The sequence below is a fragment of the Methylomonas sp. 2F7 genome (assembly GCF_057126975.1).
Map to the genome: position 1 here is coordinate 3,250,996 of NZ_CP195203.1, position 16,293 is coordinate 3,267,288.

General features: G+C 48.3%; 14 protein-coding genes. 4 read left to right on the forward strand and 10 right to left on the reverse strand.

Annotated features, from left to right (window positions below):
* Window position 1 precedes the first annotated feature (1 nt).
* The gene (locus ACR64Q_RS14535) at window positions 2-1,513 is read left to right on the forward strand and encodes a Ni/Fe hydrogenase subunit alpha (protein ID WP_026601561.1); all 1,512 of its coding nucleotides are present in this window, start codon (window positions 2-4) and stop codon (window positions 1,511-1,513) included.
* Entirely contained in the window at window positions 1,510-1,971 is a 462-nt protein-coding gene (locus tag ACR64Q_RS14540) for a hydrogenase maturation protease (RefSeq protein WP_026601562.1), read from the forward strand. The genes ACR64Q_RS14535 and ACR64Q_RS14540 overlap by 4 nt, the downstream gene beginning before the upstream one ends.
* A 68-nt stretch (window positions 1,972-2,039) precedes the next feature.
* On the opposite strand, the gene ACR64Q_RS14545 is transcribed toward ACR64Q_RS14540, so the two are convergent.
* The 8 genes from ACR64Q_RS14545 to ACR64Q_RS14580 form a co-directional block, all read right to left on the reverse strand.
* Window positions 2,040-2,690 (reverse strand): hypothetical protein, encoded by a 651-nt coding sequence (locus ACR64Q_RS14545; protein ID WP_026601563.1) that lies wholly within the window; start codon window positions 2,688-2,690, stop codon window positions 2,040-2,042.
* 230 nt (window positions 2,691-2,920) lie between these two features.
* A complete protein-coding gene (locus tag ACR64Q_RS14550) occupies window positions 2,921-3,835 on the reverse strand; it encodes a hypothetical protein (protein ID WP_155931097.1) in 915 nt (304 codons plus the stop codon).
* 56 nt (window positions 3,836-3,891) lie between these two features.
* Entirely contained in the window at window positions 3,892-4,905 is a 1,014-nt protein-coding gene (locus ACR64Q_RS14555) for a hypothetical protein (protein ID WP_026601565.1), read from the reverse strand.
* Between the two features lie 216 nt (window positions 4,906-5,121).
* Window positions 5,122-5,895: a serine/threonine-protein kinase gene (locus ACR64Q_RS14560; RefSeq protein WP_197026937.1), complete on the reverse strand. Its 774-nt coding sequence runs from the start codon at window positions 5,893-5,895 to the stop codon at window positions 5,122-5,124.
* A 177-nt stretch (window positions 5,896-6,072) separates the two neighbouring features.
* Window positions 6,073-6,708 (reverse strand): hypothetical protein, encoded by a 636-nt coding sequence (locus ACR64Q_RS14565; RefSeq protein ID WP_483823338.1) that lies wholly within the window; start codon window positions 6,706-6,708, stop codon window positions 6,073-6,075.
* Window positions 6,709-6,796: 88 nt separating this feature from the next.
* Window positions 6,797-9,010 (reverse strand): hypothetical protein, encoded by a 2,214-nt coding sequence (locus tag ACR64Q_RS14570; RefSeq protein ID WP_026601568.1) that lies wholly within the window; start codon window positions 9,008-9,010, stop codon window positions 6,797-6,799.
* Between the two features lie 781 nt (window positions 9,011-9,791).
* The gene (locus ACR64Q_RS14575; protein ID WP_313732086.1) at window positions 9,792-11,033 is read right to left on the reverse strand and encodes an esterase-like activity of phytase family protein; all 1,242 of its coding nucleotides are present in this window, start codon (window positions 11,031-11,033) and stop codon (window positions 9,792-9,794) included.
* A 215-nt stretch (window positions 11,034-11,248) separates the two neighbouring features.
* A complete protein-coding gene (locus ACR64Q_RS14580) occupies window positions 11,249-13,036 on the reverse strand; it encodes an alkaline phosphatase D family protein (RefSeq protein ID WP_313732085.1) in 1,788 nt (595 codons plus the stop codon).
* Window positions 13,037-13,274: 238 nt separating this feature from the next.
* Here ACR64Q_RS14580 and ACR64Q_RS14585 point away from each other — a divergent pair, with 238 nt between their 5' ends.
* On the forward strand, window positions 13,275-13,655 hold the full coding sequence (locus ACR64Q_RS14585; RefSeq protein ID WP_313732084.1) for a hypothetical protein: 381 nt from the start codon (window positions 13,275-13,277) through the stop codon (window positions 13,653-13,655).
* Window positions 13,656-13,752: 97 nt separating this feature from the next.
* Here ACR64Q_RS14585 and ACR64Q_RS14590 read toward each other — a convergent pair whose 3' ends face one another.
* Window positions 13,753-14,793, reverse strand: coding sequence for a hypothetical protein (locus tag ACR64Q_RS14590; RefSeq protein ID WP_313732083.1), 1,041 nt, complete (start codon window positions 14,791-14,793; stop codon window positions 13,753-13,755).
* A 164-nt stretch (window positions 14,794-14,957) separates the two neighbouring features.
* Window positions 14,958-15,170 carry a DUF6447 family protein gene (locus ACR64Q_RS14595; protein WP_313732082.1) on the reverse strand — a complete coding sequence of 71 codons (213 nt, stop codon included), beginning with the start codon at window positions 15,168-15,170 and terminating at the stop codon, window positions 14,958-14,960.
* Window positions 15,171-15,668: 498 nt separating this feature from the next.
* On the opposite strand from ACR64Q_RS14595, the gene ACR64Q_RS14600 reads away from it, so the two are divergent.
* Complete coding sequence (locus tag ACR64Q_RS14600; protein ID WP_313732081.1) at window positions 15,669-16,268, forward strand: HAD family hydrolase; 600 nt, start codon at window positions 15,669-15,671, stop codon at window positions 16,266-16,268.
* Window positions 16,269-16,293 lie beyond the last annotated feature (25 nt).

A 16,293-nucleotide genomic window follows, 5' to 3' on the forward strand; every position in this document is an offset into this window, starting at 1 on the left:
TGTGTACGAATACCTTGAAACCGCCGACCCGGCCTTAGTGGCAGCCGGCAAGTTAAAACGGGTCGCTGTCGACCCGGTTTCCCGCGTCGAAGGCCACGGCAAAGTGACCCTACTGTTGGATGAAGACAATAAAGTCCAGCAAGCCCGGCTGCACATTGTCGAATTTCGCGGCTTCGAAAAATTCATCCAGGGTCGCCCTTACTGGGAACTGCCGGTGATGGTGCAACGCTTGTGCGGCATCTGCCCGGTCAGCCACCATCTGGCGGCTGCCAAGGCCATCGATCAGTTGGTCGGCGTCGATCCTGCTAATCTGCCGCCAGCAGCGGATAAATTACGCCGCTTGCTGCATTTCGGTCAGGTCTTGCAATCCCATGCCTTGCATTTCTTCCACCTCTCCAGCCCGGATTTGTTGTTCGGTTTTGAAAGTGAGATCGGCAAGCGCAACGTAATGGCAGTGCTGGCCGATTATCCGGATATTGGCCTGCAAGGGGTGAAACTACGTAAATACGGCCAGGAAGTGATACGCATGGTCTCCGGCAAGCGTATCCACGGCACCGGCGCCATTCCCGGCGGCATGAACAAAGCCTTAAGCAAAGAAGAGCGCGACTATTTAAAACAAGACATCGCGCAAATCGTGATTTGGGCGCAAGCGGCTTTGCAACTGGTCACAAAAGTCCACACATCCCACCTTCCCTACTACGACGACTTCGCCACCATCCGCAGCAAATATCTGAGCCTAACCAAGCCTAACGGCGCGCTGGAGCTTTATCACGGTGGGATTCGGGTGAAAGACGAACAAGGTGGAACGCTGGTCGACCAATACGATTACTGCGATTACCCGGAACTAATCCGCGAAGAAGTCCGCTCCTGGACTTATATGAAGTTTCCTTACCTGACTTCGCTGGGTAAAGCCGACGGCTGGTACCGGGTGGGACCGTTGGCACGGGTCAACAACTGCGACTTTATTGACACACCGCTGGCGGAAGCCGCCCGCGTCGCGTTCAAGCAGCATGGCGGAGAAACCATGGTGCACAGCACCCTGGCCTTCCACTGGACCCGCATGATCGAATTGCTGCATTGCGCGGAGAGCATACAAACCTTGCTGGACGATCCGGACCTGATGAGCAGCGATCTGGTCGCCAAGGGCGAAAAACGCTACGAAGGCATAGGCGTGATCGAAGCACCGCGCGGTACGCTGTTTCATCATTATCAAATCGACGAAAACGACATCGTCACCAAAGCCAATCTGATCGTCTCCACCACCAGCAACAACACGGCGATGAACGAATCTGTGCGGCAAGTCGCAGCGGAATATCTGTCGGGCCGAGAGTTGACCGAGCCCCTGCTGAATAACCTGGAAGTGGCGATCCGCGCCTACGATCCGTGTTTGTCTTGCGCTACGCACGCGGTCGGCAAGATGCCATTGCAGTTGGAATTGGTCGATGCCGACGGCAAGTTGGTGGATAAACTGATTCGGCATAGCAGCGGCGAATTTATTCACGGTAGCGAATGAGCAAACCCATCCTGGTGTTCGGCTACGGCAACCCCAGCCGTGGCGACGATGCCGTTGGCCCCTTGCTATTAGACTATTTAGCCGACCATCTCGACTTGAGCGCTATCGAGCTGCTTAACGACTTTCAGTTACAAATCGAACACGCGCTGGATTTGCAAGATCGCGAGTTAGTGGTGTTTATCGATGCCTCGGTAAACTGTCCTGATAGCTTCACCTATACCCCGCTCAGCCCCGCGCAAGACCACAGCTATAGCAGCCATGCGCTCAGTCCTAACGCGCTGTTATCGGTTTATCAAGCCGTCAGCATACAGCCCCTGCCCCCTTGCTTCTTATTAAGCATCCATGCCGAAGCTTTTGAACTGGGCGCCGGATTAAGCGAACGCTGTGCTGCCAATTTAGCAAAAGCTTGTCGATTTTTGGAAGAGATTCTGAAACCAACGCATTTCCGTGGCAATTAAACCGAAAAGTAAAATAGCCCCAAGATGTAAAAACTAAAATTTCTTTTTAACCAAAGGTACACAGTGTTTTAACGCCTGGATGAAGTGCCAGGCAGATGAGTTCCCTCAGTTGGATGGCTCTCAGACTTTAACCCATCATCGATTAAAGGAATATCCGTTACTTGCGAGTTACCCCGCATCGCCGCTAATAAATCTGCGGGCAGTTTTTCGGCATCGGACGCACGGTAGGCTCGGCTGGCACAATTGGCGTTGAACTGGTTGCTTTCAAGGCTCAACGCGTTCACCTTACCGTTATAATCTTCCGATTGTGAATTGTATTGGGAAATCACGTCTCGATTTTGTTCTAGGCGACGGTTGAAATCGGCGACTTTTTGCCGGCTACCCACATCGACTTTCGAACGTTCCACTTCCAGCTCTTCGACTTGCCGTGCAATGTCAGCTTTTTTGGCGGTCAATTTTTTAATAAGTACTTTCAATTGCGCCGACTCCTGGTTCATCGCGACCAAGCGCTTGCCGCACGCTGTCAATTCCTCCAAGGTCATCGGCTTTAATCCAAACGCGGAACCCGCTGCTTGCCGGCCTCCAACACCGGACATCATCACCAGATCGGCATCCGGTTTTTCCGTTACGGCGGCCGACGGTTTGGGCGTGTTTTGACAACCGACCAACATCAAGCCAGCCAAAGCCAAACAATGCGTTATGGGGGATTTAGGTATCACTTGATTTCTCCGATTCACGATTTTTATGGATACACCGAAAATAAAGCCGCTTGGGTAGATTCAATTTAACCGAATAGCGCATGCGTCGAATAAGGGACACGCTTTTTGTACCCAAGAGAATAAAATCCACTGCCTAAACCGCTAGGTAAATTGAGTTTCAAAACCGCATGGATTGGCAATTTACCCTTAGCCACTTTAAATCTGCCTGGGAACGCGGCCAAGCCATCCAATTAAGCACTGAGTACCATCTTCATGATCTTTTCCGCCTGATTTTCTGGAAAACCCAACGCGATAATATATTGCCGAAACACAGCTTTTTTACTTCTGCCTAATTTACCTTCCGCCGAAATCACGGACGCAATCCCGGTTAGTACAATATTCCTTTGCTGATCGTTGATATTACCGGCAACCGCCTTGATATAAGCGAGCAATAGCTTTCTTGATAATTTTCCTGAAGGAATCGCATCTGAATTAGCCGCAGAGAGCAAATTATCAGCAACCCCCAGCCTTCGCATAACAGCAAGTATCGCCGGAAGTTTACTGGCATCAAAACTCCTATCCATCCGCGCAACATCAACTAACACCTCGCGCAATAGCAGCACAAAACTACCAGCCAACACTTTATCAACTTTAGCGACGACACGACGTTGCTGCTTATCGGACACAAAAGTCACCAAGGCGCCAATTAGAACCAAACCAGCCAAGATAGCCAGAGCCCAAAGCCACTCGCCGCCGACAGTTTCATCCACTGGCACCTCCAGTGGCGGCATGGGGTTTGGAAGCACGCCAAACTTCTGCAATGTTTGAATGGTAGTGTCGTCTAAAGCCCAATATTGGCTAGAATTTTTTTTATAGATTGCATAGCCGATTACTTCTGTGCTGGTCCGAACAACCAGACAGTGATCCTGTAAATGAATACCAAATTGATGCTCACTTGAAGTCCATTCGACCGGCATACCCGTTTGTTTGACTTGCTGATCCGAGACTTTTAATTCACCCAAATCGTAAAAATGATCAGTCGTACCAAAACAAACGCTAACACTTCCTCTTCTGGCTTCAGCCGGAGCACTGGTGACTAACAACAAAAGAAAGCACAACTTCATCAGAAGCGGCGCATATGAGTCATTTCGGGTTAATTGATCCATAGTAAATCGTGAGTCCAAGATGAAAGGCTGATAGCCCGCAAAATACTTAGAAAAAGTTAAGGCGATAACGCTACTATTTTTCTACGGCGACCGAAAACCAAACTAACACCGGAAATAAAAAACATTGCAGTGCTTGGCAACGGTACGGGTTGAATGTAACTTCGAGACAAATCGAAACCGGCTTTTGAAACAAAACCGACCTGATTGCCTTGTTCATCCGTTGCATCCATACCAACCCAATACAGCGAGTGGCCGGCATCCAACGTGATCCAGGCAATATTGTCTTCCAGAGTGGAGTCGATTACGCACGCCGGATCGTACATGACACAACCGGGATTTTTGCTGGCGTCGGCTTTGGCAGACACTTCCAAACCGACGCGAATCCGAAATTCTTCGTCGTACCCCATCGTGAAGGCAAACGTTATTGGGTCAGCGTTTATGTAAGCGCCTTTTGCGTTCGGACTTAAAACACCATCGCCGTTTTCAACTATCGAAACAGCTTGGGTACCGGTAAACGGTACATTGATAGCGGGCGCCACTGATTCATAAGTATCGGCGATCTCGAATTCAAAATCCGCAGCGCCCGTATAGCCCACATCCGGATCTTTTCGTTCCAAAGCCACCCTTAAGGACAAAAACGAGTTGATTGAACAACAACTGCCATTGGAGCCGGCGATACCGGACAAACCATAGTCCAGAGCCGATTCCACAACCACCTTGCCTCTAACAGTTACTCTATCGCCAATGCCCCCACCCCCTCTGATCAACACTCCGCCTCCGACAATTTCCACCATCGCGCTGGCATCGGCTGCTTGAAGTCCGGTATTGATCGCCGTTGCACTCGCCATGGCTTTTGCCGAACCGGGTCCGGCTATCGCCAAGGCATCGGCCCAAGCCGTCGCCCCGCTAATCGCATGCGCTTCGGTACATTCTTCCCCAGCGAAACAACTGATGTTCCCCGAAGAATCGGTACCGGCAGTTGCTGTTGCCGATGATGCAGCAAAGGCGTTGTTTAGCCCAAACAACAAAACGGCCACAAGCAAATGTTTGTCGTATTTTATAAAGCTCATTGTTTTGTTCTCCATGAAAAGTCGGCTCTTAAATTAATTTATACATTGGTGTGGCTTTTTTTTAGCCTTGGCGAATTACCTATCGGCGAGTCCATTGCCTTACTGCCTTGTTAGACCGTAATGTCATTTCTCTGGCGCCCAAGCCCAAGCTCCAGCTCAGGCGCTAGCGGCTCGGAAGCTCTTGCTTCTCAAACAAACGACTGAATGCTTGAGCTTTTAAGGCCGGGTTCCCAAACAGGAATTTGTGAACGAGGCGAACATTCGCCCAAGCCGACTACTCTGGAAGTCATGCTGACCACGCAATGCCAGACGGAACTGTCGGATAGTCTGGAAGCGTTCGTCAGGCATTGCCAACGCCTTTTCCACCACGCTTCCCAATTTGTTAGGTACATTCTTGGGCCAGCCTGAGTAAGGCAATGCGGCCGGCTTATTGCCCGTCAATAACAAGCACAGTACAAATGCCAATAAAAATTGGTCATTTCGCTGATCACTGGTTTGACTGCCATCGAAGCAATAGCTTTGTTCCGGGGTCAGAAAACTTGCATGCGCGCCAAAGCCGAATTCCATTATTTTGATTTTGCCGGTATTGCCGAGCCATAAATTCTCGATGTATGCACTGCCATGTACGATGCCTTTTCCATGAGCGTATTCAAGCGCCTGACAGGCTTGCTCTATTAGCGCTATCGCGCTTTTAACCCCCAAAGTCTTGCCTTCTGACCGAAGGTTTCGAAAAAATTGCCCCAAGGGTTTTCCTTCGAGAAACTCCATGGTGTAAAAAGCGAGGGGGCCGTCCTCGCCAACGTCGAATACTTTGACAATGCAGGGGTGCGCTAAAGTCTGGTTAAGTTTCGCTTTATCCAAGAAATTCTGCCGAATCGGCCCATCGCCGGTGAAATGAGATTTTAAGATTTTGATTGCAATTCGTTGGTTGCGTTGCTTATCAAAAGCCTTGTAAACATTTCCTATCGAACCTGCACCTAAAAACTCCAAAATTTCGTAACGCTCATGGCTCAATTTGCTGCCAGGGTTTAGGACGATGCCTGCGTAAGTTTCAGACATTGATATTAGGCTCTGTGTAGATGTAAAACATTGGACCCAGGAATGCCTAGCGTGCGAGCAACAGTTTCAGTAAAAATATTTTTGTACACGGAAATGTCGTCCTAAAAATCATTGAGCATTAGTTTGACGGCATTTCAATACCGACTCTTTAAAAGCACTCATAAAGTCAGGTAAAGTATTTATTGGCGCGCCTTTCCGCACTGCCTTGGCAATTTTTTCCCAAGTTTCTCCGGGTATGGATTTATCGAGGTCAAGAGAAATGCACTCACATTGTTCTGCGCTGGGATCATCTCTGCCTTTGGAGCTTCCCTGCTTGCATCCATCGGCCAACGATTTTTTAATCATCGCAATATCCCATTCCGAAACATGGTTGGAATCAGTCAGGTTATCTACCTCCGTATTGCAGGAGGATCCTTCAATAGCCCAACCCTTTTCAGCTAAATCCGGTACAACACAGCCACCCAAGTTTTCTCCAAAAGCTATTATCGCCGAGCGGGTCAGTTGGGACGGTTTCGTTAATTTGGAATTACAGTTATCAGTCGATGTTTTGACCTCAATCTGACAAGTACTTCCCGAAAACTTGAAACAGTTTTTAGCAAGTGGAGTTTCGCAGAATTGTTCCGGAAAGTTGCTAACGATCATGCTCAACGCTTCTTTTGGATATTGCTTTTCCTGAGCAAAACTCGGGGTTTCGAAAAAATAGAAAACACCAATCAATAGAAAAAATCTTATTTTAATATTCATAAAACGATTATATGGTTTTAAAATCCTGGCGGATTGCCTATCGGCGAATCCGCCTTACATCCTTACATCCTTAAACCGTCTTACCGATTTACTTGACTTCAAATTCTTTTCTAGCTACCGAACCTCCAGGATTGGTAAGGATTAAAGTCGCTTTTGCTGTGTTAGTAACGCTCGGAGTCGTCAGACTTATCTTTAGACTCTTGCTATCTGTAAACGTAACTTCTGATTTGAAATCCTTTGCAACATTGCCCACAGGCATTTCAAAACTCGCCTTAATACCTTCCAAGAAGTTCTCCCCTGCGACGGCTAAAGTCGTTGTCGAATTTTGTGACACGGAGTTCGGCGTTATGTCTGTTATGTCGATAACATTTAGTTTTAATGTTGATTCTTGCGCACCATCTGAGTTGATGATAGTAAAATCGCCTCCTGAAACCCAGTCTTTATCGCCTTTTTTGATTGTTATAGTCAGCGCCTTCAATAGTTTCGAACCTTGATCTTGTGGTTTCAGGTCGCTGAACTGATCAGGCTTTATCGTCAAAGTCTTATTGCCTAATTTGAAGGTGGCATTTTCTGGAATCGGAAGATTTTTACCCTCCAACACCACTTTAAAATCGCTTCCGCTAGACGAAGAAGTTATTTTCTCTAGTATCGGTCCGGGTTTGCGGATGAATCTACCGCCTAAATAGCCGAAAGAGCTGATTCCCATCAGTTCCAAAAAACCATCGGGGATTTTAGGCAGATCGGTAATAATTCCGGGGTCGGTAGCCAACAACTGGGTTATAAATCCTATAACAGCCACCACGGTCCAGACAACGAACTGCACTCGTTCCGGCGCTATCACTCCGCCCGTCATAAAAAAATCGCCTAGACTTGGTTTTTCAGGGCCGGCGCCCTTGGCTTGCGACTCCTGCAGATGTAAACCGCCAATCCCAGTGAGGGTGCTAATTAAAATTACCCCAGGCAAGTTCTGCGGAACTTCGACGAGGGTCGTCCATAAGCCCTGTACCAGCCACTTCGATCCGGCAAGATACGCATAGCCAAAGACTCCAACCCCAGTCCATATATAAAACTGCATGCGCGATAGGCTATAGGTGTTGGTCTCAGGTTCTATAAATAAACGACCAAAAAAAGAGGATTTATTATCCTCGCCGGCAATCTGGGTGCCTTTTTTTGCTTTGGTAACAAAATAAACAAACAGTAAAATGGCAAAAAAAACTATGGCTGCCGTAACTGCAACTTGTTTTGGAAAATCTTTACTGCGGGACGCGAACGTAATTTTTTGAGTGGAGCGTGACGATTCTTTGTCGGCGATCTTTAGTTGAATTTGATTGCCCACATTATTGTCTTGTTTAGGGAGGTTAGAAATTTTGAGCGAGTCGCCATCGATTTCTCCCTTTATTTGTTCTTCAATGCATACTTTGCCATCTTTCGTTTTATTATTCCAACAGGCCACTTGTATTTCGCCGAGCGATTTTCCTGATGAGTCATAACGGTGTATTTTGTTATCGAAGCCATATGAGCTGAAATTTTCGCCTGATATAGTTATTGAGTACGTACCTGTGTTTTCCTCTGGATAAACCACGGTCGGATACACTCCGGTTATGGTCGGCGTGCGATCTCCTGTTACTGGTGGGTAAACCGTTAAATCCTTCGGGACAGAATACTCGCCACCAGCTCCATTGAAAGTAAGTGAAAGCGAATATTTCCCAGCTATAATCGTATTATCGCTTGGTATATTGACAGCAATAATCTGTTCCGTTGAGTTTGAAGAAGTATCAACCCTGTCAACATTAAGCTCTTTGTCCCCGCTGCTGAGTTTTAAGCTTACTTTGATTTTACTTTTATCAGTTGGAAAGCCTTTCCCTATTATCTTTATAGCCCCCCCTCGCGGCGCCCTATCTGGTTTCAGATCAGAAATTGTAATTTCTTCATAGCGCTCAATCAGTAAATTCTTTGGGGTTTTCGTTGTAACATTGTTCGTTGTATCTTTAAGCTCTAGACTATATGTGCCAGCTACAATTTCATTGTCACTAGGTATATTGACAGTGATAATATCCTTCGTTGGATTGATGTCAAAAGTAAGTTTTTTGTCTGGACCTGAAGATTTTTTTAAATGTATTTCGAGTTTGTCTTTTTCAGGAAAACCTTGTCCTGTTATGTTTACTGTCTGCCCAGGCGATGCCTTTTCCGGGTTCATGTCAGAAATGATCATCTCAGCCGACACGTTCCAGCTTACAAACAGTAACGTAATTAGCGAAATTACTGACAAATATTCAGCAAGCGTTTTATATTGACTAGTCATGTTCCTATCCTTATCAGTTTTTCGGTATTGGGTGTTATTAAAATAACTTAAGGCTTAACCACTCTAAGGAACCTTAGAGAACCGCTGATTAATGCGGTTTTTCAAGACAAATCGATGAACAAGCCATTAACTTAAATCCCTATTAAATAACTTTTGCATAAATTTTTCTTGAAAAACCTCATTAATCAGAGATTGATAAAAATATTTTAAACCTCGTATCAAACTCCAGGTTATCTTTGAGACCTGATAAAAAACGGGGTTCATTATGGTTACCGCATTTTTTTAGTTACGTGTATTTTCCTAATCATAAGTCAGATACTCGCTAAAATTCAAAGCCACATCTGTACCAGTACAAATGTACTAGTTCACCAATGTATAAAAGCAGAATAACAAGTTCTATCAAAATCGCGGTATTGCGCCAATAACCGAAAATCTGAAGTTAAGAACTGATCCTGTTACTCTTACTTGCTGCATAAAATCACATACTCTAGCGATGCTCGGATGCAATAAGCTTGCGAGTGGTTAGGCGTCGACCCAAAAACCGCTTTTAAGCGGCGCCTGAGTTACGGAAATAGTTTTAGAAAAACTTGAGGAAGAATTTGCACATTTTTTGTTTGTCTTAGGCTTATTAGCAGGACCCCTGAATGCCTCGTCCTGAAGAGTGCAAATTTCGTAAAACTGGCTCCTCAAAATCTAAACTTTTGAAAGTAGCCTGAACTTGGGAAGGTGTGGAGCCGAATCCATCCTCCACACCTTAAAACGATCGACTACGGTAAAAAACTTACGCCATTTTCCGGCGTTTTCTCCGCAAGCCATTGGCGCCCAAGCCCAACAACACAGTGCCGAACAACGGAAAAGCCGCTGGCAGCGGCACGGCCTTTACTTCGAAGCCCAGGAACTGGGTGAATTGAGTAGCGGAAAAGTTATTGTCCGAGGCCAGGATCAAGGTTGGATTGCCGTTGAAGGTTTCACCCCAGGTAATGGCTTCGATGTTGTCCAAAGCCAAGGCCGAGCCGTCTCTGTTGGTGAGGGTGCTCAAATCCAGTAACAACTCCTTGGTCATGCTGGTGTAGGCCGGCGCGTTGTCCAGATCGTCAACTCCTATCAGATTGCTGGCGTTGCTTAAACTGGTCAGGTACAGACGGATGTTGTTGCCGGTGCCGGGAATTCCCGCCGAAAACGAGCGTTCGACGGCAATAAAACTATCGCTCAAGCCCGGTATGTTCAGTAACTCGACTAAACCGTTGGTGGCAAAATTGGTGATTGGGTTTGGTACATCTACCACTGCGTCGGTCGTGTAAACGTATTCGCCAACCGCGTTGCCGGTAACGCTGTCAAACGCCAATACTCTGCTCTCGGAGCCGTTCAGAACGGAGGCCGGCAAGGCATCGTCTTGAGCCAACGAGTTTTCGGTCGCGGTGTACAACGTTTTACCATCGTTGGAAAAAGTCAGACTTTCAAACGCCAGATTGTTGCGGATACCGGTATCGCCTGCGTTCAGCGCGCTGACACTGCCACTGGGATTGTAGTAAGTTGGCACGGCGAAATCCCGCACATAACTGCCGTTCAGATTCATTTCCCGGACGGTGGGGTTTTGAAAACCTGCTGTCGCCCGCTGACCCTCGTTGGTCCAGAACAAGCTACCGTTATGCAAACGCATGGATTCAGGATCGACGGTGTTTGTCGCAAATGTGCTACCGCTCGGCGTCAAAATATTTGTGACACCATTAAATGTCACGCCGGCCGCGCCCGGCGCCGAATTCTTGTTGAACTGAGCAAGGTTCAGGCTCAAATCATAGTATCTAGCGGGATTTAATGCCGAGCGATCATCGCTGATCGCCAAATATCTGCCGTTGGCACTGTCGTAATCGATCCCCGACAAACCGCCCACTGTGGTGCCGTTGAACACGGTGCCGCTGGCGACGATGTTTTGACCAATATAGTCCAAGGAAAAAGGTGCGGCTTGAGCAGTGTTGCCGAGCAGCGCTGCCAGAACGGCGGATAGGGTATAGCGAAGTTTCATATTGTTTCTCCGGATTAAATTAAGTTGGCTATTGATCTAAAAATTTCTCAATCGGCTGGCTGAGGAGGACTCCGATTCCGTTTAGTTAAGGCGCTTGCCCTTTTTAATGGGACCAGGGGATTTATTTATAAAATCTCCCCTGGCCCCTCTTTTTCAAAGAGGGGAAAGAACTGCGCAAACGTTTAACGAATAGACATACCCAGCCAACCGTCTAACTAGGCTTTTTTGCGCTTGCCGAACACCAAGCCCAGCAACGCACTACCAAACAACCAGGCCGCGCCTGGAACCGGTACCGGCTGCACGGAGGTCGGTGTAATTCTGAATTGGCTGACGACTTGCGGCGTGCGGCTAACGATGCCGCTCAAATCGTTGGCAATATCGCCCACGTTATAGGCTGGAATGCCGTAGGTGGTGACCAGCAACTGCTGAGTGACCTGATCGATTTCAAACTCGGTCCAGCCGAAGGTGTGCGTCGCGACGTAATCTCCTTGCAGCAATTCGGCTTGAATTTTGCCGTCGGCACTAGCCAGATTGGCGTCCAAGCCCAGCGGGTCGTAACCCAGCGGCGTCAAGGCACCATTGGTCACCGACTTGATGAAACTGTCTTTGGCGGCGATGCTGGGCAACGCGTCGTAGAAGGCTTTTTGTTGCGGAGTCAGTAAACCTACCACCGCCGCCAGTTGCGCAACCGTTGGACCAAATGGCGCATCGTAGGCTACAGAGCCGGTGGTGATTTCGAAGGCGTTGGTGGCTTTTTGCTCGCTAAAAGGCGTGACTTGGTAGGTCAGGTTATTCACCAAGGTGCCGTGGATGTCGGCGGACAGGAACACGACGTTATCGATTTTGTTGTCGTCGATAAATTTCAATATCTCGGTACGTTCGGCGGCATACCCTTCAAAGCGGTCGCCGGCGCCAACCACCCCCAAGTTTTGCATCGGTTCCGGTACGGCGATGAATTTCCAGGTGACGTCATTTTGCTCGGCTGACAACAGGTCGGCTTTCAAATCGGCGACTTGCTGCTTGCCCAGCATAGTCCGGCTCGGGTCAAACGCATTTGCCAAGAAGCCGCCAACCGAAGCTTGACTTAACGGGTTCGCATCAGCCAATTCTTTGTCGCGGAACGAGCGCGCATCCAACACCATCAAGGCCGCATCATTGCCGAAAGTTTGGTTGCGGTACAACTTTACTTCGCCGGCAGTGCGAGCGTCGCCGGTGGCACCGTAAGTCTCGTTGCGAAGCGGATTGTATTCCTGAAAAGCCTGGATACCGTTATTGTACAAGGTACTGTCATTGATCCGAGTACCGGCCGGATCGGCGTTGAAACGCGCGTCGGTCGCTACGTCGGCGCCGCCGGCGAAGTCGTTAGTCACTTCGTGGTCGTCTATCGTCGCGAACACGGCGGTGGATTGACGCAGATCGGCCAAACCGTTCATGCCACCCTTGGCGCTGTATACTTCGGCATGCTTGTTACGATAGTCGGCCAGGGATTGGGCTTGTTGTTGACCGCCGTTGGCGTTGGAGGCAACGTCGCCATAAATGGTATCGCCCATTGCTACGAAGAAATCCAGATTGCGCTGGCTGGCGTTTTTCACGGCCGGATAAGGCAGCAATTCGCCGCGCCAATCGCCGGATACACCAAAACGCAGACCGGTAGTGTTTCCCAATGCCGCAGCGGTTTTAAACTGGCCGCTGGCGACCGCTCCAACACTATCAGTAGCGCGGTAGTAATAGGTGGTATCGGCGGACAATCCCGAGACATCCCATTTGACCGGCGCCAACGGGTCACTCACCGTTCTAAAACTGGAACCGATGACCTGGGTGAAAGCACTATCGGTCGCGTACTGAAAATTTAAATCGCCGATGGTATCGGACCGACCCCACAGTACCGCAGAGCCTTGGCTGACATCGCCGGCGGCCACGCCGTTGGGCAATGCCGCCTGAGCTTTACCGGCCAAAGCGACCAGCGTCGCGACGGCGGTTAATCGAACTACTTTAAATTTCATGAGGGTCTCCAAGGATTTAAGACAAAAAACGTGACAGAGTTGGCAACTCCGGAGTCTAAAACCGCTTGGTGACAATTTGATGAATGGCGCAACCCCTCAAAAATACGAAGTGCGCTTCGATAAGGACCCAAAATAGTCTGAGGACGCAATTGTGCTTATCTTTCAGTTGAATAGATTTCTATAAAAATGGTATATACGGTTTATACTGTTAACCTCCCTCACCCGATAGGAAACCGTGATGAACACCAAGAAATCGAAGTCGAAAAATGAAGCCGGTCAATCTACGCCCACCGAAGCCAATATTGAAGGATCAACTATAAATCCCGAACCCGAACTGATCGCCGAAACCATCGGTAGCGAAGAAAAGCCTTTGCCTAAAAAAAGCAAACCTCAAAAAACCAAAGTCATTCGGGATAGCTTTTCTTTCCCGGAACACGATTATCGGAAAATTTCGGAACTGAAAAAAACCTGCCTAGCGGCTGGAATTCATGTGAAGAAAAGTGAAATTCTCCGGGCTGGCTTGTATTTGTTGACGCAGGCCAATCCCGACGAACTCAAAAAAGCCATAGAGAACGTCGAGAAAGTACCTACTGGGCGGCCAAGTTCTGCGACCGAATAAGCAACCGGATTTTAGGAACTTACCGCCAACCTTGTCGATAGCAGCTCAGAAGGTGCCGATGCCTATTTACCAAGCACTTTTTGACCCAAGCTAACATTTAGGGAGCGATGTTTTTCTTAACAATGCGCTCTTCAAAAGAAAACACATTGGGATCGTGTCTATCGATATTAGCTTTCACCCAATGCGAATTAGGGTTGCCGAAGGTTTCGACACGGGTAAAGTTTTGCAGTCTTGGCGCGCTGGATTCCCATGGCATGATGAACGGGAATTCACTGTCTTTAACTTCAGACGGCAATTTCGACGGCAACGGTTTGTCGATGCGGAAATAGTGGCTGTCGCCATTGACCAGCACCACCGGCTTACCGAAAGCCTTGGTTTCGGCTGCTAAGGCCACGATGAAATCTTCATAGCCGGTCAGATTGGCGGCGGGAATAAAGTCCCACATATTAGCCTGGACAAACAACATCACGCCGGCGGCATGCTGTTCGGCGGCCAAGGCGAAAGAGTCTTGCAACCATTGCAGATTGGCAGCATTACGTTGCGCATACTCTTGCTCGGCGGTCGCTTTAAAGTCGGCACGCGTGCTCAGGCCGTTGTTGCTGCCAGGCACGTGTAGACCCACAAACAAAACGCCGCCATAGTTCCAGCGGATATTTTCCGGAAATTCGGCGCTTTGGCGTTCCAGCGGCAATTGTTTTTGCCCCATGCTGCGCTGATCGTTAGGCGAAAACAGGCTGCGCAGATAGCTTAAGCGCTCGAACGGGTTGTAACCGCCGGCAGCAGCTCTATGGCAATCCGTCCATTCGTTATCGCCGAACACGTAGAAAAACGGATGCTTGGAATCATTAAATTGTTTCAAGCGCAATTGGTACAGACCGTCCTTACAAGGCACGCTGCCGCCTTTAAAATCGCCGTCATGCACCGTAAAGGCGATCTTGGCGTGATCCAGATCGGCCATCAAATTCACAAACTCGGGTTCTTGCGCCGGGGAATACGGCAGGTCGCCGATCAAGGCGATGGAAAATTTATCGGCATGCGGCGCTTCCCGGCGCTCATGGCGATTATCCGCATCCGCCATAACACAATTCGTAGTACCGAAAATCAGCACACAGCAGCCGAGTGCTTTAATAGTCTTCATCACTTACTCCAGAAACTTGTTTGTTATTGACCATCGCCACCTTAGCCAGGTGACTGCGACGGTTTATCGGGTAGCATCGGCGCAACATGACTCGCGCTACCCCAGCCAAGTTTATAAAGAGCGTGTGTAAGTATCGTGACAGCAGGTAAGGCCAAAAACTTGGGTTAACCCAGTTTGGCAAATTCGGTTTGTAACGTGGCCAGAAAGCTCTCACGGGCGACTTGGGCAATGCCGATTTGATGCTGAAGCCGTTGAATTTCGGCATCCACGATTTGCAAATTGGTGATTTGCGCTTTAGCGATCTCGCTAAGGCTGTCGATAGGGTGAGTTTTATCGCCTATCGTTAAAGTGGGGACGGTTGGGGTTTCGGTGGTCATATCAAGTTTGTGTTAATTACGCTTAAAAGAGCCTCTTTCTTTGGCAGCAATACCATTAAGTCGGCACAACCAGCGATTTATCTCATGGGATCTCTAAACTTTTAAAGGTCCCCATATCAATAAAGCTTTAACTTAAAGTTTTGTCTTCCAAAAGAAGCGGTGATGCTTAATCAAGGAGCCAATTTTACCCGGCAATTGTTACAGTTTTTTAACAACAGCAACCAGCCTCACTACGTAACTTCAGATCAGAAAATGCGTTATTTTCCTTGCCGAATTAGATCCTGATCTGCAAGTTTGTAGGGACCAAAATACAGTACCTAACTCGAATAAATCAGACCAAGCGTTCGCTTAAAAAACAGACGCATCAGGCCGTCGTTACCAATATTTTTTCAAAGGCCTTCGTTGAAATAATCAAGACACATTCTTCTCCTAGTATGTACGCGCGGCATGGTGACGAATTAGCCGTAATCAAGCTGGGTTTGATACTAGGAGATTTAGATGCGTTTTCCTTCACTGTTGTTATTCGACTTGGGCGGAGTATTGATAGAAAGCTCCGTGTTCGAGCATTTGAATCGACTGCTGCCCAAGCCTCTCGAAAACTCGGCACTCAAGACGCGCTGGTTACATTCGCCAGCGGTCCAGCAATTTGAGCGCGGCGAAAGCACACCCGAGGAGTTTGCGGAGAGATTCATCGCCGAATGGGGGCTACGGGTTACGCCGCGGATATTTCTGAAAAAGTTTGCATCCTGGCCCCGGCAGTTTTTTCCAGGCGCGCGCGAAACCATTAGCGATTTACGTACAAACTACAGGGTGGGCTGCCTCAGCAACTCGAATCCGCTGCATTGGCAACACTTTGGTGAGCTTAAGGACGATTTTGATATCACCTTGTTTTCGCATTTGCTCGGCGCTATTAAGCCCGATCCCGAGATCTTTGCATTGGCCTTAAGCCAGTGTGAGGTTGAGCCTTCTGAAGTCTATTTTTTCGATGATTGTTCCGCCAATGTCCAAAGCGCGCAAAACCTTGGCATCACGGCATTTCATGTAGACGGTTTCGAGTCGCTTCAAGACGTGTTAAATGTTCAGGGTTTAATGCCTTAGAGTCTGTTGGATACGCCTTGAATTG